At 55.7% G+C, this 24,929-nt stretch carries 22 protein-coding genes; 10 read left to right on the top strand and 12 right to left on the bottom strand.

From position 1 onward, the window contains the following. Positions 1-8 precede the first annotated feature (8 nt). Positions 9-461, top strand: coding sequence for a GNAT family N-acetyltransferase (locus tag K5Y30_RS15640; protein ID WP_222212039.1), 453 nt, complete (start codon positions 9-11; stop codon positions 459-461). Here the strand turns inward: K5Y30_RS15640 and apbC are convergent. Then, positions 458-1,570 (bottom strand): iron-sulfur cluster carrier protein ApbC, encoded by a 1,113-nt coding sequence (gene apbC / locus K5Y30_RS15635; protein WP_222212037.1) that lies wholly within the window; start codon positions 1,568-1,570, stop codon positions 458-460. The two genes, K5Y30_RS15640 and apbC, sit on opposite strands and share 4 nt — an antisense overlap. A gap of 161 nt (positions 1,571-1,731) precedes the next feature. Here apbC and metG point away from each other — a divergent pair, with 161 nt between their 5' ends. From metG to sanA, 6 genes are all read left to right on the top strand, one after another. Then, positions 1,732-3,765 carry a methionine--tRNA ligase gene (gene metG, locus K5Y30_RS15630; protein ID WP_222212035.1) on the top strand — a complete coding sequence of 678 codons (2,034 nt, stop codon included), beginning with the start codon at positions 1,732-1,734 and terminating at the stop codon, positions 3,763-3,765. A gap of 204 nt (positions 3,766-3,969) precedes the next feature. Next, entirely contained in the window at positions 3,970-4,353 is a 384-nt protein-coding gene (locus tag K5Y30_RS15625; protein ID WP_110866616.1) for a CidA/LrgA family protein, read from the top strand. Continuing rightward, positions 4,346-5,038: a CidB/LrgB family autolysis modulator gene (locus tag K5Y30_RS15620; protein WP_222212025.1), complete on the top strand. Its 693-nt coding sequence runs from the start codon at positions 4,346-4,348 to the stop codon at positions 5,036-5,038. The genes K5Y30_RS15625 and K5Y30_RS15620 overlap by 8 nt, the downstream gene beginning before the upstream one ends. A 124-nt stretch (positions 5,039-5,162) precedes the next feature. Then, entirely contained in the window at positions 5,163-6,059 is an 897-nt protein-coding gene (gene cdd / locus K5Y30_RS15615; RefSeq protein WP_222212022.1) for a cytidine deaminase, read from the top strand. Positions 6,060-6,219: 160 nt separating this feature from the next. Next, the gene (locus tag K5Y30_RS15610) at positions 6,220-7,917 is read left to right on the top strand and encodes an NAD-dependent malic enzyme (RefSeq protein WP_101763321.1); all 1,698 of its coding nucleotides are present in this window, start codon (positions 6,220-6,222) and stop codon (positions 7,915-7,917) included. 134 nt (positions 7,918-8,051) lie between these two features. Further along, positions 8,052-8,771: an outer membrane permeability protein SanA gene (gene sanA / locus K5Y30_RS15605; RefSeq protein ID WP_008104952.1), complete on the top strand. Its 720-nt coding sequence runs from the start codon at positions 8,052-8,054 to the stop codon at positions 8,769-8,771. Positions 8,772-8,867: 96 nt separating this feature from the next. Here sanA and mglC read toward each other — a convergent pair whose 3' ends face one another. The 7 genes from mglC to K5Y30_RS15570 form a co-directional block, all read right to left on the bottom strand. Continuing rightward, a complete protein-coding gene (gene mglC / locus K5Y30_RS15600; protein WP_007889502.1) occupies positions 8,868-9,878 on the bottom strand; it encodes a galactose/methyl galactoside ABC transporter permease MglC in 1,011 nt (336 codons plus the stop codon). Positions 9,879-9,896: 18 nt separating this feature from the next. Further along, positions 9,897-11,417, bottom strand: a complete 1,521-nt coding sequence (mglA, locus tag K5Y30_RS15595; RefSeq protein ID WP_110866613.1) for a galactose/methyl galactoside ABC transporter ATP-binding protein MglA — start codon at positions 11,415-11,417, stop codon at positions 9,897-9,899. Positions 11,418-11,487: 70 nt separating this feature from the next. Then, positions 11,488-12,483 (bottom strand): galactose/glucose ABC transporter substrate-binding protein MglB, encoded by a 996-nt coding sequence (mglB, locus tag K5Y30_RS15590; RefSeq protein ID WP_101763715.1) that lies wholly within the window; start codon positions 12,481-12,483, stop codon positions 11,488-11,490. Positions 12,484-12,784: 301 nt separating this feature from the next. Next, positions 12,785-13,825, bottom strand: a complete 1,041-nt coding sequence (galS, locus tag K5Y30_RS15585; RefSeq protein ID WP_222184716.1) for an HTH-type transcriptional regulator GalS — start codon at positions 13,823-13,825, stop codon at positions 12,785-12,787. Positions 13,826-13,967: 142 nt separating this feature from the next. Next, a complete protein-coding gene (gene yeiB / locus K5Y30_RS15580) occupies positions 13,968-15,128 on the bottom strand; it encodes a DUF418 domain-containing protein YeiB (RefSeq protein ID WP_101763713.1) in 1,161 nt (386 codons plus the stop codon). A 53-nt stretch (positions 15,129-15,181) separates the two neighbouring features. Then, positions 15,182-15,847, bottom strand: a complete 666-nt coding sequence (gene folE, locus K5Y30_RS15575) for a GTP cyclohydrolase I FolE (protein ID WP_049852430.1) — start codon at positions 15,845-15,847, stop codon at positions 15,182-15,184. A 117-nt stretch (positions 15,848-15,964) separates the two neighbouring features. Next, entirely contained in the window at positions 15,965-17,092 is a 1,128-nt protein-coding gene (locus tag K5Y30_RS15570) for a YbfB/YjiJ family MFS transporter (RefSeq protein ID WP_222212021.1), read from the bottom strand. Between the two features lie 99 nt (positions 17,093-17,191). Between K5Y30_RS15570 and K5Y30_RS15565 the strand changes: the two genes are divergently transcribed. The 3 genes from K5Y30_RS15565 to fghA all read left to right on the top strand — a co-directional run bounded on the left by K5Y30_RS15565 (position 17,192) and on the right by fghA (position 20,150). Further along, positions 17,192-18,103: a LysR family transcriptional regulator gene (locus tag K5Y30_RS15565; protein ID WP_222212019.1), complete on the top strand. Its 912-nt coding sequence runs from the start codon at positions 17,192-17,194 to the stop codon at positions 18,101-18,103. A gap of 67 nt (positions 18,104-18,170) precedes the next feature. After that, on the top strand, positions 18,171-19,295 hold the full coding sequence (locus K5Y30_RS15560; RefSeq protein WP_064739274.1) for an S-(hydroxymethyl)glutathione dehydrogenase/class III alcohol dehydrogenase: 1,125 nt from the start codon (positions 18,171-18,173) through the stop codon (positions 19,293-19,295). A gap of 12 nt (positions 19,296-19,307) precedes the next feature. Further along, positions 19,308-20,150, top strand: a complete 843-nt coding sequence (gene fghA / locus K5Y30_RS15555; protein ID WP_222212017.1) for an S-formylglutathione hydrolase — start codon at positions 19,308-19,310, stop codon at positions 20,148-20,150. A 161-nt stretch (positions 20,151-20,311) separates the two neighbouring features. On the opposite strand, the gene K5Y30_RS15550 is transcribed toward fghA, so the two are convergent. From K5Y30_RS15550 to yieE, 4 genes are all read right to left on the bottom strand, one after another. Next, the gene (locus K5Y30_RS15550) at positions 20,312-21,097 is read right to left on the bottom strand and encodes an ABC transporter ATP-binding protein (protein WP_222212015.1); all 786 of its coding nucleotides are present in this window, start codon (positions 21,095-21,097) and stop codon (positions 20,312-20,314) included. Continuing rightward, complete coding sequence (locus K5Y30_RS15545) at positions 21,097-22,176, bottom strand: iron ABC transporter permease (RefSeq protein WP_222184708.1); 1,080 nt, start codon at positions 22,174-22,176, stop codon at positions 21,097-21,099. Before K5Y30_RS15545 ends, K5Y30_RS15550 begins: the two co-directional genes overlap by 1 nt. Before the next feature lie 162 nt (positions 22,177-22,338). Beyond that, positions 22,339-23,805: an amino acid permease gene (locus K5Y30_RS15540; RefSeq protein WP_222184707.1), complete on the bottom strand. Its 1,467-nt coding sequence runs from the start codon at positions 23,803-23,805 to the stop codon at positions 22,339-22,341. Positions 23,806-23,941: 136 nt separating this feature from the next. Beyond that, positions 23,942-24,808 (bottom strand): DNA-binding transcriptional regulator YeiE, encoded by an 867-nt coding sequence (yieE, locus tag K5Y30_RS15535; RefSeq protein ID WP_101763706.1) that lies wholly within the window; start codon positions 24,806-24,808, stop codon positions 23,942-23,944. Between the last annotated feature and the right edge of the window lie 121 nt (positions 24,809-24,929).

Genomic DNA, 24,929 nt, shown 5'->3' with positions numbered 1-24,929 from the left:
GCAAATGGGTGCATATACGTTTTTTTGACGAAGCCGATCGGCCTTTTCTGCGCACGCTCTATCTTGCCGCGCGACGCCATAACTGGACGTGGCTGGATGGCGATGATTGGCAGTTAGAAGATTTCGATGCGGTGATTTTGGGCGAAACCGTGCTGGTCGCTGAACTGAATGGGCATCGCGTGGGGTTTGCGGCGGTGCTGGATAATGACAACTTCCTGCATAGCCTGTACGTCGATCCCAATGCGCAGGGACAAGGCGTGGGCAGCGCGCTGTTGGAAAAAGTGCAGTCGCGATTCAGCTCGACGGGCGCCTTGAAATGCCTGCAACAGAATCAGGCGGCGATGGATTTTTATCTCAAACACGGCTGGCGGCGCGAAGCCGTTGGCGAAAGCGAGCAGGGAAAATATGTGCTGATGCATTATCCGCTGGCAACACGCACCAGCGGAAATGGACGGCGTTAAACCGCGCGGAACGCGATATCGCCAGGGATAATTTCTCCCTGCCAATAGAGCTGCGCCGCAACGCGACCCGCCAGTTGGCGGTAGAGCGCGGTGAAATCACTCTCTGGACGGCGCACCACGGTCGGTTCGCCATCATCCAGATCTTCCCGCAGCGTAATGTGCAGTGGCAACTGGGCCAGTAAGCGGGTGCTGTAATCTTCCACCAGCTTCTGCGCACCACCGGTGCCGAAAATCGGCTCGTGATGTCCGCATTGGCTACAGATGTGCATACTCATATTCTCGATCACGCCCAGCACCGGCACGCTTACTTTCTCGAACATCACAATCCCTTTACGCGCGTCAATCAAGGCGATGTCCTGCGGCGTGGTGACGACTAATGCGCCGGTCACCGGCACGTTCTGCGCCAGCGTCAGCTGAATATCGCCGGTGCCGGGCGGCATATCGAGGATCAGGTAATCGAGATCCGGCCACAGAGTTTCGTTGAGCAGCTGCATCAGGGCTTTGCTGGCCATTGGACCGCGCCACACCATGGCGTTGTCGTCGGTGACCAGATAACCAATCGAATTGGTTGCCAGGCCGTGCGCCATAATCGGTGCCATGTGCGTGCCATCCGGCGAGGTGGGACGCTGATTTTCGGTGCCGAGCATGTTAGGGATCGACGGACCGTAAATATCCGCATCGAGAATCCCCACGCGCGCCCCTTCAGCGATCAGCGCCAGCGCCATGTTCACAGCGGTGCTGGATTTGCCCACGCCACCTTTGCCAGAACTGACGGCGATGATGTTCTTCACACCGGTTGCGCCCGGATGGTTTTTCACCCGCTTCAGCGTGGCGATGTCGTGGCGCAGTCGCCAGTCAATGGCGCTGGCGTCCGTCAGGCGCAGCAGTTCGGCGCTGGTTTGCGCTTTCAGCTCTTCAAAAGCGCTGGCCCACGCGAACGGCATCACCAGTTCGATATGCAGCTTGTCATCCAGCAGTGCGACATGGCGCAGGGCTTTCAGCGTGGTCAGGTTGTGTTGCAGCGTCGGATGTTCAAAGTCACTTAGCACGCCGATAACCAATGCTCGTAGCGCTTCAGGTGAATGATGTTGCTGGGATTGTGAAGTCATCCCCTCTCCTTGTTTATTCGTCACGCCAGATTGCGGCGGTGTCTGTTCAATAATATCAGATAGGCGCTAAAAGTGACGCGGATGTCCAGCTGTGTTTACGCCAGAGGGTGCTTCGGTTAACATCTAACACCGATTTTTCTTCAACGGAACGCTACGCAAACATGACTCAAGTCGCTAAAAAAATTCTGGTAACGTGCGCACTGCCGTACGCAAACGGTTCAATCCATCTCGGTCACATGCTTGAACACATTCAGGCTGACATTTGGGTCCGTTACCAGCGAATGCGTGGCAACCAGGTTCACTTCATCTGTGCAGACGACGCTCACGGCACGCCGATTATGCTGAAAGCTCAGCAACTGGGCATCGCGCCGGAGCAGATGATCGCGGAGATGAAGCAGGAGCACGAAACGGATTTTGCTGGCTTCAATATCAGCTACGACAACTATCACTCGACGCACGGTGACGAAAACCGTCAGCTGTCCGAGCTGATTTATGGTCGCCTGAAAGAGAACGGCTTCATTAAGAACCGCACCATTTCGCAGCTGTACGATCCTGAGAAAGGCATGTTCCTGCCGGACCGTTTCGTCAAAGGCACCTGCCCGAAATGTAAGTCACCGGATCAGTATGGCGACAACTGCGAAGTGTGCAGCGCAACCTACAGCCCAACCGAGCTGATCGACCCGAAATCTGTGGTCTCAGGCGCGACGCCGGTGCTGCGCGATTCCGAGCACTTCTTCTTTGATCTGCCCTCTTTCAGCGCGATGCTGCAAGCGTGGACGCGTTCAGGCGCACTGCAAGAGCAGGTGGCTAACAAGATGCAAGAGTGGTTCGAGTCTGGCTTGCAGCAGTGGGATATCTCCCGCGACGCACCTTACTTCGGCTTCGAAATCCCTGGCGCGCCGGGTAAATACTTCTACGTCTGGCTGGATGCGCCAATCGGTTACATGGGTTCATTCAAAAACCTGTGCGACAAACGCGGCGATATCGATTTCGACGAGTTCTGGAAGAAAGATTCCACTACTGAGCTGTATCACTTCATTGGTAAAGACATCGTCTATTTCCACAGCCTGTTTTGGCCGGCGATGCTGGAAGGCAGTAACTTCCGCAAGCCAACCAATCTGTTCGTACACGGTTATGTGACGGTGAACGGCGCGAAGATGTCTAAATCGCGCGGCACCTTTATTAAAGCCAGCACCTGGTTGCAGCATCTGGATGCCGATAGCCTGCGCTATTACTACGCAGCCAAGCTCTCTTCACGCATCGACGACATCGACCTGAATCTGGAAGATTTCGTGCAGCGCGTGAATGCAGACGTGGTGAACAAAGTGGTGAACCTGGCGTCACGTAATGCCGGCTTCCTGACCAAACGCTTTGGCGGCAAGCTGGCGAGTGAACTGGCCGATCCCGCGCTATATCAGACCTTTGTGGAGGCCTCAGAGAAGATTGGCGAAGCCTGGGCCAGCCGCGAATATAACCGCGCGATCCGTGAAATCATGGCGCTGGCCGATCTGGCAAACCGCTATGTCGATGAGCAGGCACCTTGGGTGGTGGCGAAGCAAGAAGGCCGCGATGCCGACCTGCAGGCAATTTGCTCCATGGGCATTAACCTGTTCCGCGTCTTGATGACCTGGCTGAAGCCAGTGCTGCCATCTTTGAGCGAGCGTGCCGAAGCCTTCCTGCAGAGCGAACTGAGCTGGGATGCAATTGCCCAACCGTTGCTGGATCATGAAGTGGCGCCGTTCAAAGCGCTGTATGGCCGTATCGAAATGACCAAAGTTGACGCGCTGATTGAGGCCTCGAAAGAAGATGCGGCGGCGGCGAATAAGCCTGCAGCCACCGGTCCGCTGGCTGATGCGCCGATTGGCGACACCATCACCATTGATGATTTTGCCAAGGTCGATATGCGCGTGGCGCTGATCGAGAAAGCGGAGCTGGTTGAGGGTTCTGACAAGTTGCTGCGTCTGGAGCTGGATTTGGGGGGCGAGAAGCGTCAGATTTTCTCTGGCATTCGCGCTGCGTATCCGGATCCGTCGGTGCTGGTCGGCAAGATGACCATCATCGTCGCCAACCTCGCGCCGCGTAAAATGCGCTTCGGTATTTCCGAAGGTATGGTGCTGTCAGCGGGTCCAGGCGGCAAAGACCTGTTTGTGCTGTCCGTTGATAGCGGCGCAGTGCCGGGCATGCCGGTTAAGTAAGCTAACAAGCCGCCTTAGGGCGGCTTTTTTGTACCTGTTGATCCTGCGCATTGTGGGGTCACCATTAATGGCGACCCTACAAAGGATTGGCGCGTTTTTCGTAGGGTCGCCATTTTATGGCGACCAGGCCAGACAGTATTGTGATCGCTAGCACGCTAATCGCTTAATGCGTATGATAAAGCGCTACGAAAACAGGAGCCTGACATGCCTGCCGTTCTCACTGCTTGTTGGCGCTATGTGCGCGCCTTCGTCATCATCTATGCGGCGCTTTACGCTGGAATGGGGATTTCTGCCCTGCTCCCAATAACCATTCCCGGCAGTATCATCGGCATGCTGCTGCTATTCCTGCTGCTGGGTCTGCAAATCATGCCGGTTGAGTGGGTGAAACCCGGATGCCATTTACTGATTCGCTATATGGCACTGCTGTTTGTGCCGATTAGCGTTGGTGTAATGGGCTATACCGATATCCTCACCGCGCAGTTTGGGCCGATTGTGGTGTCATGCATTGTCAGTACTTTTATGGTGCTGCTGATTGTCGGGCTCAGCGCAGAGCGCCTGCAGCGCCCGCAGGAGAAGCCGAATGAGTGATGCATGGTGGTCGCTGCCGCTGACCGTGATCGCCTATTTCCTGGCGCGTAAGCTGGCGGTGAAAATTAATATCTCCATCGTCAATCCATTGCTGGTAGCGATGGCGATTGTCATTCCGATTCTGCTGCTGACTAACCTCCCTTACACGCGCTATTTTGCCGGCAGCAGCCTGCTCAATCAGTTGCTGCAACCGGCGGTTGTGGCACTGGCGTTGCCGCTGTATGAGCAGATGCATCAGATTCGCGCGCGCTGGAAAACCATCATCAGCGTCTGCTTCATCGGCAGCATCACGGCAATGGTATCGGGCACCGCGATTGCGCTGTGGATGGGCGCAACGCCGGAAATCGCCGCCACCATCATGCCGAAATCCGTCACCACGCCAATTGCGATGGCGGTCTCCGCATCGCTGCACGGTATTCCTGCCATCAGCGCCATCTGCGTGCTTATCGCCGGCGTGCTGGGTGCGGTGTTTGGCCATATGCTGCTCAATCTGTTTAAGGTGAAAAACAAACCCTCGCGCGGGTTAGCAATTGGTAACGCATCGCACGCGTTAGGTACCGCGCGCGCAGCCGAGATCGATTATCAGGAAGGCGCGTTCAGCTCCCTTGCGCTGGTGATTTGCGGCATCATCACCTCGTTACTGGCGCCGCTGCTTTTTCCGCTATTAATGCATTGGTGGGGTTAAAACTTGCGAGAGATCTCGCAAAGTTGAAACAACCCAATCAGCTTGCATTGTCAGAGCGACTTGGATCACATATAAAACGTCAGGCGGCGCATCGCCGCTAACGCGTAACTGAGGTCATCCCATCATGCATTCACGATTCCTAACTGCTTTTTCTGCCCTGCCCGCTGCGCTGCAAGCTGCGATTCAGCCGCTGCTGGATGCGCCGGATTTCCATGGCGTATTGCGTCCGCAGGATGTCGCGCAACTGAAACAGCTTACCGGTCTGGATGATGATGCGCTGGCGCTGGAACTGCTGCCGCTGGCGGCGAGCTGCGCCGTGGCAACCGTGTCTCATTTTAACGTCGGCGCGATTTCGCGCGGCGTCAGCGGCCACTGGTACTTCGGTGCTAACATGGAGTTTCTGCATACCCCGCTGCAGCAGACGGTGCACGCCGAGCAGAGCGCCATTACGCACGCCTGGTTGCGCGGTGAAGAGAAGCTGGCGGCGATTACCGTCAACTACACGCCGTGCGGGCATTGTCGTCAGTTTATGAACGAGCTGAATAGCGGCACGGCGATTCGCATCAGCCTGCCGGGACGCGCGGTTAGTACGCTGGGCGACTATCTGCCGGATGCGTTTGGCCCTGCCGATCTGAACATCACCGAACGTCTGCTGACGCCGGTCGATCATGGTTTTGCGGTTGCAGGCGATGCTTTGCAACAGGCCGCCATTGCCGCCGCCAATCACAGTCACGCGCCTTACAGTCAGAGCTACAGCGGCGTGGCGCTGCGCAGCCAGAGCGGCAAGGTCTTTACCGGTCGCTATGCGGAAAACGCCGCCTTCAACCCCAGCTTGCCGCCGCTGCAGGCTGCACTGATTTTGATGAACATGAGCAACGAAGCGCTGGAGACAATTCAGCAAGCGGTTTTGGCGGAATGCCAGGACAGCACGCTGAGTCAGCTTGACGCGACCCGCGCGACGCTTAAGGCGTTAGGATGTGAGGATTTCTCACTTACTTTAGTTTCGAAAACATCAGTTTAGTGATCCTTTTACCGCTTTTGTGACCTTCTGTTAACAAAAGCTGTACATCTGCAGGAATTTTCATAGGATCGGGCGCCAGAACCTCTTCACTTCAAGATGGACTGGCGTTACCTTTTCCCGGCGATACGTCAGAAAACACTGCAACCGGAGCAAGCACTGCATGGAACTCGACTACGAAAGTAAACGCCCGCTGTATATTCCTTATGCGGGTCCGATCCTGCTGGAATTTCCGCTGTTGAATAAAGGCAGCGCCTTCACCCTCGAAGAACGTAACGAATTTAACCTCAACGGCCTGCTACCCGAAGCGGTAGAAACCATTGAAGAGCAGGCAGAACGAGCCTGGCGCCAGTTCCTGGATTTTAAAAACAACAACGACAAGCATGTCTATCTGCGCAACATCCAGGACACCAACGAAACCCTGTTCTACCGCCTGCTCGACAATCATCTCGAAGAGATGATGCCGATTATCTACACCCCAACGGTCGGCGCCGCCTGTGAACACTTCTCTGAAATCTACCGTCGCGCGCGTGGCGTATTCATCTCTTATAACAATCGCGACCGCATTGAAGACATGCTGCAGAACGCCACCAAGCAGAATGTCAAAGTGATCGTGGTGACCGATGGCGAACGTATTCTCGGCCTCGGCGATTTGGGTATCGGCGGCATGGGCATCCCAATCGGTAAACTGTCGCTGTATACCGCGTGTGGCGGCATCAGCCCGGCTTACACCTTGCCGGTGGTGCTGGATGTCGGAACCAACAACCAGCAGCTGCTGAACGATCCGCTCTATATGGGCTGGCGTCATCCGCGTATTACCGGCGAAGAGTACGAAGAGTTCGTCAATGAGTTTATTCAGGCGGTGAATCGTCGCTGGCCGAACGTGCTGTTGCAGTTCGAAGACTTCGCGCAGAAAAACGCCATGCCGCTGCTGGAGCGCTATCGCGATGAGATCTGCTGCTTCAACGACGATATTCAGGGCACTGCCGCAGTGACCGTCGGCACCTTGATCGCCGCCAGCCGCGCTGCCGGCAGCCGCTTGTGCGAGCAGAAAGTGGTGTTCCTCGGTGCCGGTTCTGCCGGTTGCGGTATCGCCGAACAGATCATCGCGCAAATGAAGTCGGAAGGATTAAGCGATGATGAAGCGCGTGGCCGCGTGATGATGGTCGATCGCTTCGGTCTGCTCACTGACAAGCTGCCGAATCTGCTCAATTTCCAGAGCAAACTGGTGCAGAAGAGCGACAGCCTGAAAGATTGGGACACCAGCAGCGACTCAATTTCGCTGCTCGACGTGGTGCGCAACGCCAAGCCGGATATTCTGATCGGCGTGTCTGGCCAACCTGGCCTGTTCACCGAAGAGATCATCCGCGAGATGCACAAGCACACCAAGCGTCCGATTGTTATGCCGCTGTCGAACCCGACTTCACGCGTTGAAGCGACGCCAGCCGACATCATTGCCTGGACCGATGGCGCCGCGCTGGTTGCCACCGGCAGCCCGTTCTCGCCGGTGACCTGGAAAGGTAAAACCTATCCAATCGCCCAGTGCAACAACTCCTATATCTTCCCTGGTATTGGTTTGGGTGTTATCGCGGCGGGCGCCAGTCGCGTGACGGATTCGATGCTGATGACCGCCAGCCGCGCGCTGGCCGACTGCTCGCCGCTGGTTAACGATGGTGAAGGTCCGGTTCTGCCGGAGATCAAAGACATTCAGGGCGTTTCCAAGCTGATTGCCATCGAAGTGGGTAAAGCCGCGCAGCTGGCGGGCGTGGCGGTGGTGACGTCGGAAGATGTGTTGTCGAAAGCTGTCAGCAACAACTTCTGGCTGCCGCAGTATCGTAACTATCGTCGTACTTCGATCTGATAAATTCGTTGCCGGATCATTTAGATCCGGCAACGTTTAAAAAAACGTCAGCCAACTGGCGTTTACTTGCTTCCCCCGCCCGCCTCAAGTAGCCTTTATCCATTCTGAATTCTGCCAACCGAGTGCCCGCGCGCATGATTAAACGCGTTTTCTTTGGTCTGTTTTTCATCATCTTACTGATGGTGGCGACCGCGCTCGGCTTGGATCGCTGGATCAGCTGGAAAACCGCGCCCTTTATTTACGAAGATGTCACCTCGCTGCCGCATCGTCAGGTCGGCGTGGTCTTGGGCACAGCCAAGTATTACCGCACAGGCGTTATCAATCAGTATTACCTCTATCGCATTCAGGGTGCGTTGAACGCCTATAACAGCGGTAAGGTCAATTACCTGCTGCTGAGCGGTGATAATGCGCAGCAAAGCTATAACGAACCGATGACCATGCGCCGCGATTTGATCAAAGCGGGCGTAGCGCCGTCGGACATCGTGCTGGATTACGCTGGCTTCCGCACGCTGGATTCAATTGTGCGCACGCGCAAAGTGTTCGATACCAACGATTTCATCATCATTACTCAGCGCTTCCACTGCGAACGCGCGCTGTATATCGCGCAGCATCTGGGGATTCAGGCGCAGTGTTATGCGGTGCCATCGCCGAAAAACATGTTGTCGGTACGTTTCCGCGAAGTGGGTGCACGTTTGGGTGCGCTGGCGGATTTGTATTTGATGAAGCGCGAGCCGCGTTTCCTCGGCCCGTTAGTGCCGATTCCTGCGGTGCATGAAGTGCCGGAAGATGCGCAGAGTTATCCGGCGGTGACGCCGGAGCAGCTTTTAGAGTTGGAAGAGAAACTGCAGAAGTAAGTGTGGCCGGTGCATTTTTTGTAGGGACGCCATTTATGGCGACCGCCAATGCAAAAAGGGCCGCATTGCGCGGCCCTTTGTTTGCTGGGTGATGTCTTATTTTTTTCGTGCGTACTTCAGTGAATCCAGCGCCACGGCGAAGATGATGATGCCGCCCTTGATGATGTACTGCCAGTAAGGGTTAACGCCGATGTAGGTCAAACCGTAGTTGATCACAGTGAAGATGATGACACCGGTCACCACGCCCGCCACGGAACCCACGCCACCAGCAAACGACACGCCGCCGACCACACAAGCCGCAATCGCATCCAGCTCATACATAAAGCCGAGGTTGTTGGTGGCGCTGCCGATACGGCCCGCTTCCAGCATCCCGCCGAACGCGTAGAACACGCCAGACAATGCATACACCAGAATCAGGTTGAACGGTACGTTCACGCCAGACACTTTCGCTGCTTCCGGGTTACCACCGATAGCGAAGATGTTTCGGCCGAAGCGGGTTTTATTCCACAGCACCCAAACAAAGACGATGGCAATCACAGCGTAGAAGGTGATGAACGACAGCTTAAAATCACCGAAACGCAGGAAGCCTTGAGCAAATTTGGAGAAGCCAGGATCGAAACCGGCAATCGGCGATGCACCCACGAAGTCGTAATAGAGTGAGTTGATGCCGTAAACGATAATCATGGTGCCCAAGGTGGTGATAAATGGCGTTACCTTGAGGTAAGCAATGATCACCCCGTTCACCAGACCAATCACACCGCCGATGATGCACACGGTCAGGATAACCACCGGAATTGGCACGGTATCCAGATGCGGGAACACCTTGTTCGCGTTATCCATTGCCTGTAGCAGCGTGGCTGCCACCACCGCCGCTAAGCCAACCTGGCGACCCGCTGAAAGGTCGGTACCCTGGGTGACAATCAAACCGGCCACGCCCAGTGCGATAATAATACGCACCGAAGATTGAGTCAGAATGTTACTCAGGTTCATTAAACTTAAGAAGGTTGGATCCTGGAAAATAATAATTGCCAGCAGTACAAACAGGACAACGTAGATGCCGCCCTCTTTTAACCAGGTTAGCGCATTCTTTTTAGTAGTCGCTTTCATGTTAAAGCCCTTGCTTCATTAAAGGTGTAATGACGCTAAACGCAGGATTTCATTCTGCGAGGTCGTTTTGGTATCAACAATGCCTGCTACCTGGCCATTACTCATCACTAAAATACGATCGGTAATACCCAACAGTTCTGGCATTTCAGAAGAGATAATAATGATGCCCTTCTCTTTCTTCGCCAACTCAGCAATAAGTTGGTAGATTTCGAATTTCGCGCCTACATCAATCCCGCGCGTCGGTTCATCAAGCATCAATATTTCCGGCTGCGTTAATAACCAGCGACCAATAATCACTTTTTGTTGGTTACCACCGGAAAGCGAACCAATTTGCGTATGATGACCCGGCGTTTTCACGCGCATCGAATCAATGACCCATTGGGTATCGCTTTTCATGCGTTTATTATCGAGCAGGCCCATGCTGGATTTATACTTTTTAATATTGGAGATAAGCGAGTTAAAGCCAATATCCAGATACGCATAAATACCGGTGGAGCGACGCTCTTCCGTCACCAGCGCAAAGCCGTGATTAATGGCTTCGTTGGCGCTGTGGTTATTAATACTCTTGCCGTGCAGCTTAATGGTACCGCCCGACTTCTCGCGAATGCCAAACAGGGTTTCGACGATGTCGGTACGCTTGGCGCCCACCAAACCGGCAATACCAAGAATTTCACCTTTACGCAGATCGAACGAGATATCACGAATCGACGGCTGACGCAGTGAGGTTAAATGGCGCACCTCAAGAATGGTTTCCCCCGGCACGTTGGTTTTATCCGGGAAGCGCTGGTTCAATGAACGGCCAACCATCATCGAGATGATTTTGTCCATGTCCAGCCCTTCCAGCGGCTGAGTGGCGATCCACTGCCCATCACGCAAAATGGTGATCTCATCGCACAGCTGGAATATCTCTTCCATCTTGTGCGAGATATAGACAATGCCGCAGCCACGATCTTTCAGCTTACGAATAATCGTGAATAAGTGATTCACTTCTTTTTCGGTCAGCGACGATGTCGGCTCATCCATAATGACGATTTTGGCGTCATAGGAGAAGGCTTTGGCGATTTCGATCATCTGCATCTGCGACACCGATAAGGTGGCAACTTTATCGCGCGGATCGATATCAATATCTAATTCATCAAAGATCGCTTTGGTATCGCGATACATTTTATCCTGATCGACAAATACGCCTTTACGTGGATAACGGCCAAGCCACATGTTATCCATGACGTTGCGTTGCAGAACCAGGTTTAATTCCTGATGCACCATGGAAACGCCATTTTCCAGCGCTTCTTTGGAGCTCTTATAATCAATTTCCTCACCCTGAAACAGGATGCTCCCCGTATCCTTTTTATAAATCCCAAACAGACATTTTAATAATGTAGATTTCCCGGCGCCGTTTTCGCCCATTAATGCATGAACAGAGTGCGGCCGCACTTTTAAATTCACATTATCTAAGGCTTTAACCCCTGGAAATGATTTCGAGACATTCGTCATCTCCAGCAGATATTCACGCTGTGTGGTCGGATTCTCACTGGCCATAATTTACCTGGCTAAATAAAGCGTTGGTCAGATGCAATAAGGCGCGGCGAAATGCCGCGCCCAGGATGAATTACTTCACAAACTGCGACAGATTTTCTTTATCTACTGGTACGTAAGGAACACGTACGATTTTGTTGTCCATCTTGAAGTTAGTGCCTGCAGTTGGCTCTTTGCCATTGGCCAGATTGTTAGCAATATCCAGCGTCGCTTTCGCCTGGTTTTCCGCATCGTTCAACACGGTACCGGCCAGCGCGCCTGATTTCACCAGCGCCAGCGCTTCTGGCAGTGCATCGACACCAAACACCGGAATGCTGGTTTTGTTGTGCGCTTTCAGCGCTTCAACCGCACCCATCGCCATCGCATCGTTATTAGCGATGATCACTTCAATCTTGTTGGCGTTCGGGCCAGAGAGCCAGGCGTCAACTTTGTCTTTTGCCTGTGCGGTATCCCACATCGCGGTATCCATCGCCAGCTGCTGCGTTTTCAGGCCGTCTTTGTTCAGGGTATCGATCACGTATTTGGTACGCGCTTCGGCATCCGGATGGCCCGGCTCGCCTTTCAGCAGTACGAACTGGATGGTACCGTCTTTGTTCAGATCCCAGGCTGGCGTGGCTTTCCAGTGCTTCTCAATCAGCTGACCCTGGATGATGCCTGACTCTTTAGAGTCGGTACCGACGTAATACGCTTTCGGGTAGCTGGCCAGCACTTTAGCGTTAGGTTCTTTGTTGAAGAACACCACCGGCACATCGTTGCCACGCGCTTTATCAATCACCACTGCCGCAGCAGCCGGATCCACCAGGTTGATGGCCAGCGCTTTCACGCCTTTCGCCATCAGCACGTCAATCTGGTCGTTCTGTTTAGACTGGTCGTTTTGGGAGTCATTCATCAACAGCTGAATGCCGCCCAATGATTTTGCTTCTTTCTCAATGTCCTTACGCACCATCGACATGAAGTTGTCGTCGTATTTGTAGATGGTCACGCCAATGCGGGTATCGGCGGCGTGCGCAGTTGCACCAAACATCATGCTGGCAACCAGTGCTGTGAGCGTGAAAACCTTCTTATTCATGGTATCTCCGGTTTTTTATGTAGGGCATTTCATTGCGCTATTTGCCTGCGGGCAAACAGCGCCGTCGGTTGTAACCTGATAATGGGCGGACGCGTAACGCAAAGCCGGGCCACCATCGCAATCCTGACTTCCCTGTAGGTAAACGCTTCCTGAAGAGTGTTGTGAACTATTTCAATCGGCTACTGAAACCGGCTGGAAGAGGATTTCTCAGCGTTACATGATGTTTCAGTCCGGTAAGACGCTGCCATCATAGTGAGCGGCATGTTAATTAACTGTGAATGCAATCACAGATTGGAAACGGTTACACTGGGCTATCGCCTGAATTAGTGACCGACTCCACAATTTGCCGCTGGGCAACAGAATGGCGACGCACCAGCGTGGGCATAAAGCAGTGTGTCGCCAGCTGATCCAGCTCGCCTGCGGCACCTTTGAGCGCTAATTCCGTGGCGAGTTTCGCCATAGAAACAATAGGATAACGGACCGTAGTTAGCTGCGGATCGGTATAGCGGGAGATGGGAATATCATCAAAGCCAATGACAGAGAAATGCTGCGGAACCTGGATGCCGTTGTCCTTCAAAGCGGTCAATGCACCGGCCGCCATGCCGTCATTGTAGGAAAACACTGCTGTTAAATGTAAGTTACGACCCAGCAATTCCACCATCGCTGCTTCGCCGCCTTGCATGTCGGGTTCAGCATGCGCAATCCATGACTCCTGCGGGCGAATTCCCTGCTCTGACAAGGCCTGCAGCCAGCCTTCACGCCGCTGCGTCACATCCTCAATCGGGTGGCTGGAGCTAAGAAAGCCGATGCGTTGATGTCCCTGTTGTAACAACATGCGCGTGGCTACCTGCGCGCCGGTGACGTTATCCAGGCAAACGCAGCGGTGTTCATAACCAGGAATTGTGCGGTTAATCAACACCATACCGGGAACCTGATCCATAAACTGCGTCAGTTCGGCGTCTGAAAGCGTTTTCGCGTGCACCACCAATGCGTTACATCGTTGACGTATCAGCACCTCAATTGCGTGACGTTCTTTCTCTTCCTGATGCCAGGAGTTACTGATTAACACGTGTTTATGTACGCGCTGCGCCACGGTATCCACCGCTTTCACCAGCGCGCCAAAGAAGGGATCGGAAACATCCATCACCACCACGCCAATGGTGTCACTGATTTGCGTAGCCAGCGCCTGCGCGTTGGCGTTCGGGCGATAGCCTAACGCATCAACGGCGGCCAGCACGGCTTCCCGGGTATCGGCGGTGACTGCACTGCTGTTGTTGAGCACACGCGACACGGTGGCTACTGACACACCGGCCTGACGGGCGACATCACGAATCGTTATCATGCAGCTGTTCCACAGAGGCTGAAAATGCGCGACAAGCGCGTAACGGCGCTATTCTGTCAGGGCATGTGAAACGACTACGTGAATCACGTCACAGCAATGAAAACGGTTACATACAATTCTGCAACCTTTGTGATGAACATCATTATCTGAGCGAGGAGGAAGGATCAGCTTTTCCCGCGGCAAGACGTGTCAGTTTGCGCCAGATCCACTCCATTGGGCCTTGCGGGAAGACGCGCAGCCACAGTACGGAAAACAGGATATTAACCAGCCAGATAGCCGGTACAAAGGCCAGCAGCTGCAGTCGATCGAACCTGAGGAACAGATCAAAGCGGTAGAACAGCGTGGTGCAAATCAGCGTCTGTAACAGGTAATTGCTCAAGGCCATGCGGCCAACGCATTGAATGGCGTAGCTGACACGCGTTGACGCAATTTGCGGCCAGAATCCCAGGCAAAGTGCGGCATAACCGAGGCTGATAAACGGACTGGCGAGATCGCGCGGCACCTGCAGGAAAAAGCCGGTCCAGCGGAATTCCCAGCCAATCATCCACTGCGCGGCGATGCCGGGAATGGCGATCAGCCAGCCGATAGTCAGCAGCAGCGCCGCCGAACGGCGATAGTGCTGCACGCTAAATTGCCCGCTGAGCCAGCCGCTGCGCATCAATGCCGCACCAATCAGCATCAAACCCGCCAGCTGCCAGCCATATTGCGATGCCAGCGCCATCAAGCCGGATGACAGATGATCCAGCCGGTTCTGCACCGCTTCCCAACCGCCGAGCAGTTTCCAGTAGCTTTCATACTGCAGGTCCGCCGCACCCGGCAGCCAGGATCGCGTGGGATTGGGGCTGGAGACCGCGCCGAAAATCAGCAGCACGCCGCAGCCGACCAGATAGAGTAATGCGCCGGTTTGTAACAACGCGCGGTCGGAAGGCACATCACGCAGCATGCGCCAGATAATCAGCCCAATCAGGCCATAATCCAGCAGGATGTCGCCTTCCCAGAAAAAGATGCCGTGAATGAAACCGAGCAGCACCAGCAGCGTCAGACGCGCCGACATCCAGCGGCTGCCGCGCGGCGCCTGCATATAAAGGCCGGCACCAAACAGCAAGGCAAACAGCGTGAGGAATTTCAGCTGCGCCAGGCCATCCATGATTGCCCACGTCCAGGCATCAGACGTAGCAGCCTCACCGCGCCACGCCGGATTGAGATAGGCGGCCGATGGCAACGCAAAGCCGACAATGTTCAGCAGCAAGATGCCGAGAATGGCGCAACCACGAATGAAATCCAGCGCGAGATAGCGTTGCATCGAGTGCCCTGACGGAGAGAGGAAATCGGGCAACAGGCTGTTGCCCAAACAGATTAGCTGTGACGAACCGCGCGCAAAAACTCCTGACGCGTGTTCTGGCTGGATTTGAACAAGCCACCCAGCGAGGTGGTGGTGGTGGCGCTGGTAGCATCTTTTACGCCACGCGCTTTCACGCAGTAATGCACCGCATCAATTGACACCGCAACGTTATTGGTGCCAAGCAGCGTTTGCAGCGCCACCAGCACTTGCTGCGTCAGGCGCTCTTGCACCTGCGGACGCTGGGCAAAGAACTGCACGATACGGTTGATTTTCGACAGGCCAATCACTTTCTCTTTCGGGATATAGGCCACGGTGGCTTTACCATCGATAATCACAAAGTGGTGTTCGCAGGTGCTGGTCAGCGTGATATCACGCACCGTCACCATCTCATCCACTTTCATCTTGTTTTCGATGACGGTGATTTTCGGGAAGTTGGCGTAATCCAGACCTGAGAAAATCTCATCCACATACATCTTGGCGATGCGGTGCGGCGTCTCCATCAGGCTGTCATCTTCCAGATCCAGGTTCAGCAGCTGCATGATTTGCGTCATGTGGCCGGCAATTTCGCGTTTACGCGCGGCGTCATCCATTTCACGCACCGGGGCGCGTAACGGTGTTTCCAGACCACGCGCCAACAGCGCTTCGTGAACCAGGGCGGCTTCCTGACTTAAGGTGCTCATTTACTCTTCTCCGACAGGTGATGCGCCCGCGGGTTTTCGCCCACGGGGGAAATTCTGAGCGCGTATTGTGAAATACTCCGCGCCCTTAATCCAGTAATCATTCTGATAAGCTTTTCATCACGTACGGCGACGTAAAACCAGCATTCCCGCAAGGATTAAGCTGGCGCCCGCTACCCACAGCGCGGGTTCCAGCTGATGCCATAGCATGCTGGAAATCCACGACAGCAGCGGACCGCCCAACTGCCCGACCGCATAACCGGTGGTGAGCAAACCGGCAAGATAGCGCGCATGCTGCGGTGCCAGCTCGCGCCCATATTGCAGCGTCAGCTGCACCACACACAGGAAGCCGCCGCCGATCAGCGCTGCGCCCAGCATCAGGCCGTTTAAGCCGGGTAGCACAATCGCAGCAATGACGCCCAACGCCTGCGCCCACAGCACCATGGTCAGCCGCAGATGGCTGCTGCCCCAGTGACGCGTCAGAATACCTAACACGATGCCGATCACCGCCGCGCCACCAAATACCGGCCAGACAAACTGAGCAAACGCGCTGTCGGGAAAACGCGCCGCCGCCATTTGCGACATAAAGGTGGCGGGCAGAATGTAGCCAAAGCCGGCGAGGCTGTAGCTCAGTACCAATCGCTTAAGATCGCCATTCAGCACCAGCGGCGATGCAGCTTGATTGGGACGATGCAATTGGCCAGTACGCGGCAGGAAACGCGCAATCGCGGCAATCAACAACAGCGCCAGCAAACCGTAAGCCGCCCACGCAAAGGCCGCGCTAACACCGCTGGCGTGCAGCGCCACCGCCAGCATGCCGCTGATAAAGATGCCGGTGCCGGGTCCGGCAAATACCGCCGCCAGCAAGCCCGGACGTCCGTGATGATGCAGCTGATCGCTGGCCCATGCCGCCAGCAACACCATCGCCCAGCCGCTGGCCCAGCCAATCAGGAAACGAATCAGGCCATGTAACCACGGACCGCTGACGCAGGCCGAGAGCAGCGTTAAAATCACCGCGCCCCACACGCCCGCCTGTAAACGCCACTCGACGCGGTTGCGCGCGCGCATCGCATCAAACGAGCCAAACAGATAACCAAGATAGTTGAGTGCCGCCACCAGGCTGGCGCTGGTGAGCGTCAGTTGATGGTCATGAATCATCAGCGGAACCTGCGGCGTAAAAGCAAATCGCCCAATCCCCATCGCAACCACTAAACTTAAGAACGCGCTAAGCGCGACACGAAACGCCATACCGACCTCAGGATGTTTTATCACTTGTCACTAGCATGCATGACGTTTAAACTCACGGAAAGTGAATAATACTAACCAAGTTGTTTACGAGAAGAGAATATGGATTTAGTACAGCTCCGCATGTTTTGCTCCGTGGCCGAATCCGGTTCGCTGGCCCGTGCCGCCGAGCAACTCCATCGCGTACCTTCCAATCTCACCACGCGTCTGCGCCAGCTGGAAGATGAAATTGGCGTTGATCTGTTTATTCGTGAGAAGCAACGCATTCGCCTGTCGCCGATGGGCCACAATTTTCTTAACTATGCGCAGCGCATCCTGGCATTGAGCGATGAAGCGCTGAACATGGCGCGCGCCGGTGAGCCGGGCGGTAACTTCGCGCTCGGTTCAATGGAGAGCACCGCCGCGACGCGCCTCCCTGCCCTTTTGGCGGCCTATCACCAGCGTTTTCCGGCGGTGGAGCTGTCGCTGATCACCAATACCTCCGGTGAAATCATCGACAAAGTGCGCGAAGGCACGCTGGCCGCCGCGCTGGTGGATGGCCCGGTGGCACACGACGATCTCAATGGCTGCATTGCCTTTAATGAGCAGATGGTGCTGATCACCAGCCCGGCGCATGCGCCGATTGCCAGCGCGCGCGATGTGCAAGGCGACACGCTGTTTGCTTTCCGCAACAGCTGTTCCTACCGGACCAAGCTGGAAGCCTGGTATCGCGAAAGCCAAACCGCGCCGAGCAGCGTGATGGAGATACAGTCTTACCACGCGATGGTGGCGTGTGTGGCCGGCGGCGCGGGCGTGGCGATGATTCCCGCCTCGGTGCTGGCACAAATGCCGGCGCGCGCACGCGTGCAGGAACATGCGCTACCGCCTGCTTACCGCGATACCGCCACCTGGCTGATGTGGCGGCGCGATGCGTTTACACCCAATGTGGAAGCGCTGAAATACTTGATTATTGAACTGTTTGACGATCGCCCGGTTAACGACGAGTTGCGGCATCCGCTGCACGTTGCCGAGTGAGTTTCTGTTTTATCGACATCACGACCATCGGGGCCACTTACCCCGCATCTACAGGAAGAGGGATTGCATGAACATGATTAAAACCCGCGCCGCCGTTGCCTGGGCAGCTGGCGAACCGCTGAAAATCGAAGAAGTGGATCTGATGCCACCGCAAAAAGGTGAAGTGCTGGTGCGCATCGTGGCCACCGGCGTGTGCCACACCGATGCTTACACCTTGTCGGGACAAGATCCGGAAGGCGTATTCCCGGCGATCCTCGGCCACGAAGGCGGCGGCGTGGTGGAAGCAGTGGGTGAAGGCGTGACCAGCGTGGCCGTCGGCGACCACGTGATCCCGCTTTATACCCCAGAGTGCGGCAAGTGTAAGTTCTGTCTTTCGGGCAAAACCAACCTGTGCCAGGCGATTCGCGCTACCCAGGGCAAAGGTTTGATGCCAGACGGCACCACCCGCTTCTTCAAAGACGGCAAGCCGATTTTCCACTACATGGGCACCTCAACCTTCTCTGAATACACCGTGGTTCCGGAAATCTCGCTGGCGGTGATCAGCAAAGAAGCGCCTCTTGAAGAAGTGTGCCTGCTGGGCTGCGGCGTCACCACCGGCATGGGCGCGGTGATGAACACGGCCAAAGTGAAAGAAGGCGATACCGTGGCGATCTTCGGCCTCGGCGGCATTGGTTTGTCGGCGATTATCGGCGCGAAGATGGCGAAAGCCGGTCGCATCATCGGTATCGATCTCAACACCAGTAAATTCGATCTGGCGCGCAAACTGGGTGCAACCGATCTGATCAACCCGAAAGATCACGATAAACCGATTCAGGATGTGATCGTTGAACTGACCGACGGCGGCGTCGATTTCTCCTTCGAGTGCATCGGTAACGTTAACGTGATGCGTTCGGCGCTGGAGTGCTGCCACAAAGGTTGGGGCGAATCAGTGATTATCGGCGTGGCTGGCGCGGGCCAGGAGATTTCTACCCGTCCATTCCAGCTGGTGACCGGTCGCGTATGGCGTGGTTCCGCTTTTGGTGGCGTTAAAGGCCGTTCACAGTTGCCGGGCATCGTGCAGGATTACCTCGACGGTAAATTCGCCCTGAACGATTTCATCACCCATAACCTGCCGCTGGAAGAGATTAACGACGCCTTTGATCTGATGCATGAAGGGAAATCCATCCGTACGGTGGTGCATTTTACTAAGTAATCAGGAGACGTTATGGCTTCCACTTTGGAGCTGTTAGAAGAGCATCGCATCTTTGGTGGCTGGCAGCAGCGCTGGCGTCATCAGTCGGCGGTGCTGAACTGTCCGATGACCTTCAGCATTTTTCTGCCGCCGCCGCAGAGTGACGCACCGCCGCCGGTGGTGTGGTTTCTCGCCGGATTGACCTGCAGCGATGAGAACTTCACCACCAAAGCCGGCGCACAGCGCGTGGCTGCGGAGCTGGGTTTGGTGCTGATTATGCCAGACACCAGCCCGCGCGGCGACGATGTGGCAAACGACAGCGGTTACGATCTCGGCCAGGGGGCAGGTTTCTACCTCAACGCCACCCAGCAGCCGTGGGCGACGAACTTCCGCATGTTCGATTACCTCAGCGCGGAGCTGCCGGAGTTGGTGGCGGATAACTTTAAGCTGAGCGATCGTCAGTCGGTGATGGGTCATTCAATGGGCGGTCACGGTGCGCTGGTGTTGGCATTGCGTCTTGGCGGACGTTTTGCGTCTGCTTCTGCCTTCGCGCCAATCGTCAATCCTACCGAAGTACCTTGGGGGCAGAAGGCCTTTGCCGCATACCTGGGTGAAGATCGTCAGACGTGGCGTGAATGGGATAGTTGCCTGTTGATGCGTGACGTGGAACAGCGCTTGCCGATTCTGATTGATCAAGGGGATAGCGATCAGTTCCTCGCCGATCAGCTGCGTCCAGAGCGACTGGAAGCGGTGGCGCGTGAGCAAGGTTTCCCGCTGGAGCTACGCATTCAGCCGGGTTATGACCATAGCTACTTCTTTATCGCCAGCTTCGTGGAAGATCATCTGCGTTTCCACGCGAAGCATTTGTTGGTGTGATTGTGCTGGCTGTCGTGCTCGCTGTCCCCCATCCCGGCCTTCCCCCGTAAACGGGGGAAGGAGACGCTGCCACATGCAGCTTCCAAACTCACATATAGCAGCATCTTCCTCCCCCATTAATGGGGGAGGACCGAGGAGGGGGACAGCGTGCACCTACCCAACTACACCAACGTCTCCGCCAGCCCGTCGATCATCACCTGCGGCATGCCGCGAGAGCAGTGCTCGATACGGCCGCGCACGCCATACACCTGCGCCAGCGTCTCCGGCGTAATCACCTGCGACGGCTCGCCGTCCGCCAGCAGATTGCCATCCTTCAGCATCAGCGCGTGATCCGCATGACGCAGCGCGATGTTGATATCGTGCACCACCACCACCGTCACAATATTGCGCAACCGGGTTTCACGACGCACCAGATCCATCACGTGGAACTGGTAGTTAAGATCCAGCGCGCTGAGCGGTTCATCCAGCAGCAACAGTTCCGGACGCCGAATCAGCGATTGCGCCAGACCCACCAACTGCTTCTGCCCGCCCGATAGCTGATCGAGATAGCGCATGGCTAAATGCGCGATGCCGAGCTGCTCGAGTAGATGCATGATCTCCGCTTCGCTCGAGGCGCTGTGCAAGCCACCCGACGCACGCTGCGCCACGATAATCGACTCCAGCACGTGCAGATGCACGCCCGCCGGCAAACTTTGCGGCAGATAAACCACACGCTGCGCCCGGCGCGCAAACGGCTGGCTCATCAGCTCCTCACCGTTCAGCCACAGCTCGCCCTGCCCTTTGCCCAAGCCGGCCAGCGCGCGCAACAGCGTCGATTTGCCGCAGCCGTTGGGGCCGAGCAACACGGTGATTTTGCCCTGCGGCAGTTCCGTCACGTTGAGATCGTCAATCACCTTGCGCTTCGGGTAACCGGCGGAGAAATGCTTCAGACGTAATCCCTGCTCCATTACACCGTCCCCCGATGACGCAGAATAATGCTGAGGAAGAACGGCACGCCGACCAGCGACGTCACAATTCCCACCGGAATGATCACGCCGGGAATCAGGTTTTTCGACGCCACCGAAGCCAGCGACAGCACCAGCGCACCGACCAGCGCGCTGGCTGGCAGGTAATAGCGGTGATCTTCACCAAACATCATGCGCGCAATGTGCGGCGCGACCAGACCGATGAAACCAATCGGGCCGACAAACGCCACCGCCAGCGCGGAGAGAATACTGATGCGCAGCAGCGTCGCCAGGCGCAGACGGCGCACGTCGATACCAAAGCTCACTGCACGATCTTCGCCGAGGCGCAGCGCGGTCAGCTTCCAGCTGCTGAGCATGGAGAACGGAATCAGGATGGCAAAGGCGGCGGTTAATACGCCGAGTTTTTCCCACGAGGCGCGCGCGAGGCTGCCCATGGTCCAGAACACCAGGCCCTGCAAGGTATCTTCGCTGGCGATGAACTGCATCATTGAGACTAATGCGTTAAAGGTGAATACCAGCGCGATACCAAACAGCACCACGCCAGAGGTCGAAACTTTGGTCCAGCGCGTCACGCCATCCAGCATCAAGGCGGCAAATAGCGCAAACACAAACGCGTTGGCGGAGATAAACCACTGATCCGGCACGCCAGGAATGCCGATACCAAGAACGATGGCCAGCGCCGCACCAAAGGCCGCCGCCGACGAAACGCCGAGCGTAAACGGGCTGGCAAGCGGGTTATTCAGGATGGTTTGCATCTCTGCACCGGCGAGGCCGAGCGAGAAGCCTACCACCACCGCCATCAAGGCGTACGGTAAACGAATATCCCAGACAATCACGCGCGTGCCCGCATCGACCGCATCGGGATGCGTCAGCGTTTGCCATAAGGTTTCGAGGGAGAGCCCAGCCGGGCCGAGCGTGAAATCAAGAATCACTGACGCCAGTATCGCCAGCACCAGCACGCCAATTAATATCAGTCGCTGGCGCAGTACCTGACGATAGCGCGTCATGGTATCGGTTTCGAGGCCGTTTTCCGCCAGCAGTGTGGCGTCGGTGGTACGCATTGTTCTACCCGTTTCTTGTCGAAATCATAACGGCAGCCACAATAGTGCAGGTGATAATAATTATCAATTCAATCTGAGTAACAAAATCCAAAAAAAAGTGCGCATAATTGCGCACTTTGCAGGATTGTCGTATCGCCATTAATGGCAACCTTCACACAACAATCACTCTTTAAACGTCGGGAATTCCATCTCGCTGTATTTCACAAAGCGCGAGCCGCGTGTCAGCTTGTAGCCCAACCAAATCACCAGGAACAGCGGCAGACCAATATAGGTCGCGGCCACGCCATACCAATCAATGCGGTCGGCAAGGAACGCCTGATAGTTCTGCCCCAGCGTAATGATCAGACACAGAATGAAGGCGAAAATCGGTCCCAGCGGGAAGAAGCCCGAACGGTACGGCAAATCGGCCAGATTGTGACCCTGAGCGATATAACCGCGACGGAAACGGTAATGGCTAATAGCGATACCCAACCAGGCAATAAAACCGGTCATGCCTGAGGTGTTCAGTAGCCACAGGTAAACTTCCTGGTTACCAAATTTCGAGCTCAGGAAGCACAATCCCGCCACCACAGTGGTAGCAATCAGCGCGTTACGCGGGACGCCACCTTTCGAGAGCTTGCCGAAAATGCGTGGCGCTTTACCTTCGCGTGCCAGGTTGAACAGCATACGCGTTGAGGCGTACATGCCGGAGTTACCCGCCGACAGCACCGCCGTCAGAATCACCGCGTTCATTACCGCCGCCGCCGAGAGCAGACCGGCATTCTGGAACACCAGCGTGAACGGGCTGATGGCGATATCGGTGACATCGTTATGCAGCAGCTTCGGATCGGTGTACGGCAGAATCAGGCTAATGATCAGAATAGCGAAGATATAGAACAGCAGAATTCGCCAGAATACCTGACGCACCGCGCGCGGAATGTTCTTCGCCGGATCCTCAGATTCACCGGCCGCGATACCGATCAGCTCGGTGCCCTGGAAGGAGAAGCCAACGATCATCGCCACGCCTATCATCGCGGCAAAACCACCGGCGAACGGCGCTTCGCCCACGGTCCAGTTATGCCAGCCGGCGTTTTCTGCGCCGCGCAGGATGCCGGTGATCATCAACACGCCAACCACAATAAAGATGATGACGGTGGTCACTTTGATCAGCGAGAACCAGTATTCCGCTTCGCCGAAGCCTTTGACTGAGATGTAGTTGAGCAGGAACATCAGGCCAAGGAACAGTGCGCTCCAGATCCAGCCGGGCGTGTCCGGGAACCAGTAGTTCATGACGAGCTGCGAGGCGACGAGGTCAACGGCGATGGTCACCGCCCAGTTGTACCAATAGTTCCAGCCCAGCGCGAAGCCGAAGCCTTCTTCAACATATTTTGAACCGTAGGTGGAGAAGGAGCCAGAAACCGGCATAAAGGCCGCGAGTTCGCCGAGGCTGGTCATCAGGAAGTAAACCATCAGGCCGATGAGCGCATAGGAGAGTAGCGCGCCGCCGGGTCCGGCCTGAGAAATGGTGGCACCCGAGGCGACAAACAGGCCGGTACCGATGGAACCACCAATGGCGATCATGGTGAGATGACGCGCTTTTAATTCACGGCGCAATCCAGGTTGTTGTGTTGTTTTTGAGTCATTATGCATGTGTAAACGCTATGCTGGATAAAAATGAGGCGAGATTGTAGCAGCTAGCCCCAAGCTGTATAGCATTCACGTCGGGTTATTAGTTACCTTCATGATCGGCCGGGAATTATTAGCCGCAGCGTGATCAGCGCTGTGATTATTCACGGCAATACGACAGGAAACGGCTTAAAGCTTTGGACACATGCTTCTGTCGATGATGGATGCGATACAGCGTGCGCGTCAGGCGCGGCAATGGGATCGCGACTTCCACCAGCGTGCCGGCTTCCAGCAGATCCTCAATCACCCGCCGCGACAAACAGCTGATGCCCATGCCGTGACGCACTGCGTGTTTAATTGCCTCTGAGTTGCCCAACTCCATGCCGAGCTGAAACTGCGGCAGATGCGACAGCAGCAGATAATCAACGATCTCGCGCGTGCCTGAACCGCGCTCGCGTAGAATCCACGGCGCGGCGGCGAGCGCTTCCAGCGTAATCGGCTGCTGCAGGATGGCGGCATCCGGCGCGGCAAACACCACCAGCTCATCTTCCAGCCACGGCTCGCTGATAATATCCAGCTCGTGGCACGGACCTTCGATCAAACCGATATCGACGCGAAAATCCGCCACCGCATTAATCGCATCCTGACTGTTACCGACGCTCAGCTCCAGCGGCAACGCGGGGAAATCGCGGCGATAGGCGGCGATCATGCCCGGCAGCAGGTAATTACCGATGGTGCTGCTGGCGAACAGGCGAATCGCCCCGTTATCTTCCTTAAACAGCTGTTCGATTTCGCCCGCCTGCTCCATCAAACCCACGGCGCGCGGATAGAGTAAACGGCCATGCTCATTCACCACCAGTCGCTTACCGACGCGGTCAAACAGCTGCACACCGAGTTGGTTTTCCAAATCTGCTAACGCGGCGCTCACCGCCGACTGCGACAGCGCCAGCACCTGCGAGGCCTGCGTCGTCGAGCCGCTCTTCAGCACTTCGGTAAACACTTCAATCTGGCGCAATGTGATGTGCATACGGTTTCCCTTATATTACTTATTGTGGTTAATTATAAATATATTATCAATTTTACTTTTATACCAGCGCAGCGCACGCTTAGGGCAGAGAGAGATGGTTAGAAGGTCGCCATGAATGGCG

This window comes from Pantoea sp. DY-5 (assembly GCF_019795955.1).
Taxonomy (GTDB): domain Bacteria; phylum Pseudomonadota; class Gammaproteobacteria; order Enterobacterales; family Enterobacteriaceae; genus Pantoea; species Pantoea leporis.
The sequence above is the reverse complement of the archived record's forward strand: the minus strand, read 5'-3'. Positions and strand labels throughout refer to the sequence as shown.

Bases quoted from the DNA above. Each gene is read 5' to 3' on its own strand.
- folE (WP_049852430.1), bottom strand. From the start codon at position 15,847: ATGAGCACCTTAAGTCAGGAAGCCGCCCTGGTTCACGAAGCGCTGTTG.
- K5Y30_RS15550 (WP_222212015.1), bottom strand. From the start codon at position 21,097: ATGGAGCAGGGATTACGTCTGAAGCATTTCTCCGCCGGTTACCCGAAG.
- K5Y30_RS15620 (WP_222212025.1), top strand. From the start codon at position 4,346: ATGAGTGATGCATGGTGGTCGCTGCCGCTGACCGTGATCGCCTATTTC.
- galS (WP_222184716.1), bottom strand. From the start codon at position 13,825: ATGATAACGATTCGTGATGTCGCCCGTCAGGCCGGTGTGTCAGTAGCC.
- K5Y30_RS15570 (WP_222212021.1), bottom strand. From the start codon at position 17,092: ATGGCGTTTCGTGTCGCGCTTAGCGCGTTCTTAAGTTTAGTGGTTGCG.
- mglC (WP_007889502.1), bottom strand. From the start codon at position 9,878: ATGAAAGCGACTACTAAAAAGAATGCGCTAACCTGGTTAAAAGAGGGC.
- K5Y30_RS15565 (WP_222212019.1), top strand. From the start codon at position 17,192: ATGGATTTAGTACAGCTCCGCATGTTTTGCTCCGTGGCCGAATCCGGT.
- fghA (WP_222212017.1), top strand. From the start codon at position 19,308: ATGGCTTCCACTTTGGAGCTGTTAGAAGAGCATCGCATCTTTGGTGGC.
- K5Y30_RS15625 (WP_110866616.1), top strand. From the start codon at position 3,970: ATGCCTGCCGTTCTCACTGCTTGTTGGCGCTATGTGCGCGCCTTCGTC.
- yeiB (WP_101763713.1), bottom strand. From the start codon at position 15,128: ATGCAACGCTATCTCGCGCTGGATTTCATTCGTGGTTGCGCCATTCTC.
- sanA (WP_008104952.1), top strand. From the start codon at position 8,052: ATGATTAAACGCGTTTTCTTTGGTCTGTTTTTCATCATCTTACTGATG.
- cdd (WP_222212022.1), top strand. From the start codon at position 5,163: ATGCATTCACGATTCCTAACTGCTTTTTCTGCCCTGCCCGCTGCGCTG.
- K5Y30_RS15545 (WP_222184708.1), bottom strand. From the start codon at position 22,176: ATGCGTACCACCGACGCCACACTGCTGGCGGAAAACGGCCTCGAAACC.
- apbC (WP_222212037.1), bottom strand. From the start codon at position 1,570: ATGACTTCACAATCCCAGCAACATCATTCACCTGAAGCGCTACGAGCA.
- K5Y30_RS15560 (WP_064739274.1), top strand. From the start codon at position 18,171: ATGAACATGATTAAAACCCGCGCCGCCGTTGCCTGGGCAGCTGGCGAA.
- K5Y30_RS15610 (WP_101763321.1), top strand. From the start codon at position 6,220: ATGGAACTCGACTACGAAAGTAAACGCCCGCTGTATATTCCTTATGCG.
- K5Y30_RS15540 (WP_222184707.1), bottom strand. From the start codon at position 23,805: ATGCATAATGACTCAAAAACAACACAACAACCTGGATTGCGCCGTGAA.
- mglB (WP_101763715.1), bottom strand. From the start codon at position 12,483: ATGAATAAGAAGGTTTTCACGCTCACAGCACTGGTTGCCAGCATGATG.
- mglA (WP_110866613.1), bottom strand. From the start codon at position 11,417: ATGGCCAGTGAGAATCCGACCACACAGCGTGAATATCTGCTGGAGATG.
- metG (WP_222212035.1), top strand. From the start codon at position 1,732: ATGACTCAAGTCGCTAAAAAAATTCTGGTAACGTGCGCACTGCCGTAC.
- yieE (WP_101763706.1), bottom strand. From the start codon at position 24,808: ATGCACATCACATTGCGCCAGATTGAAGTGTTTACCGAAGTGCTGAAG.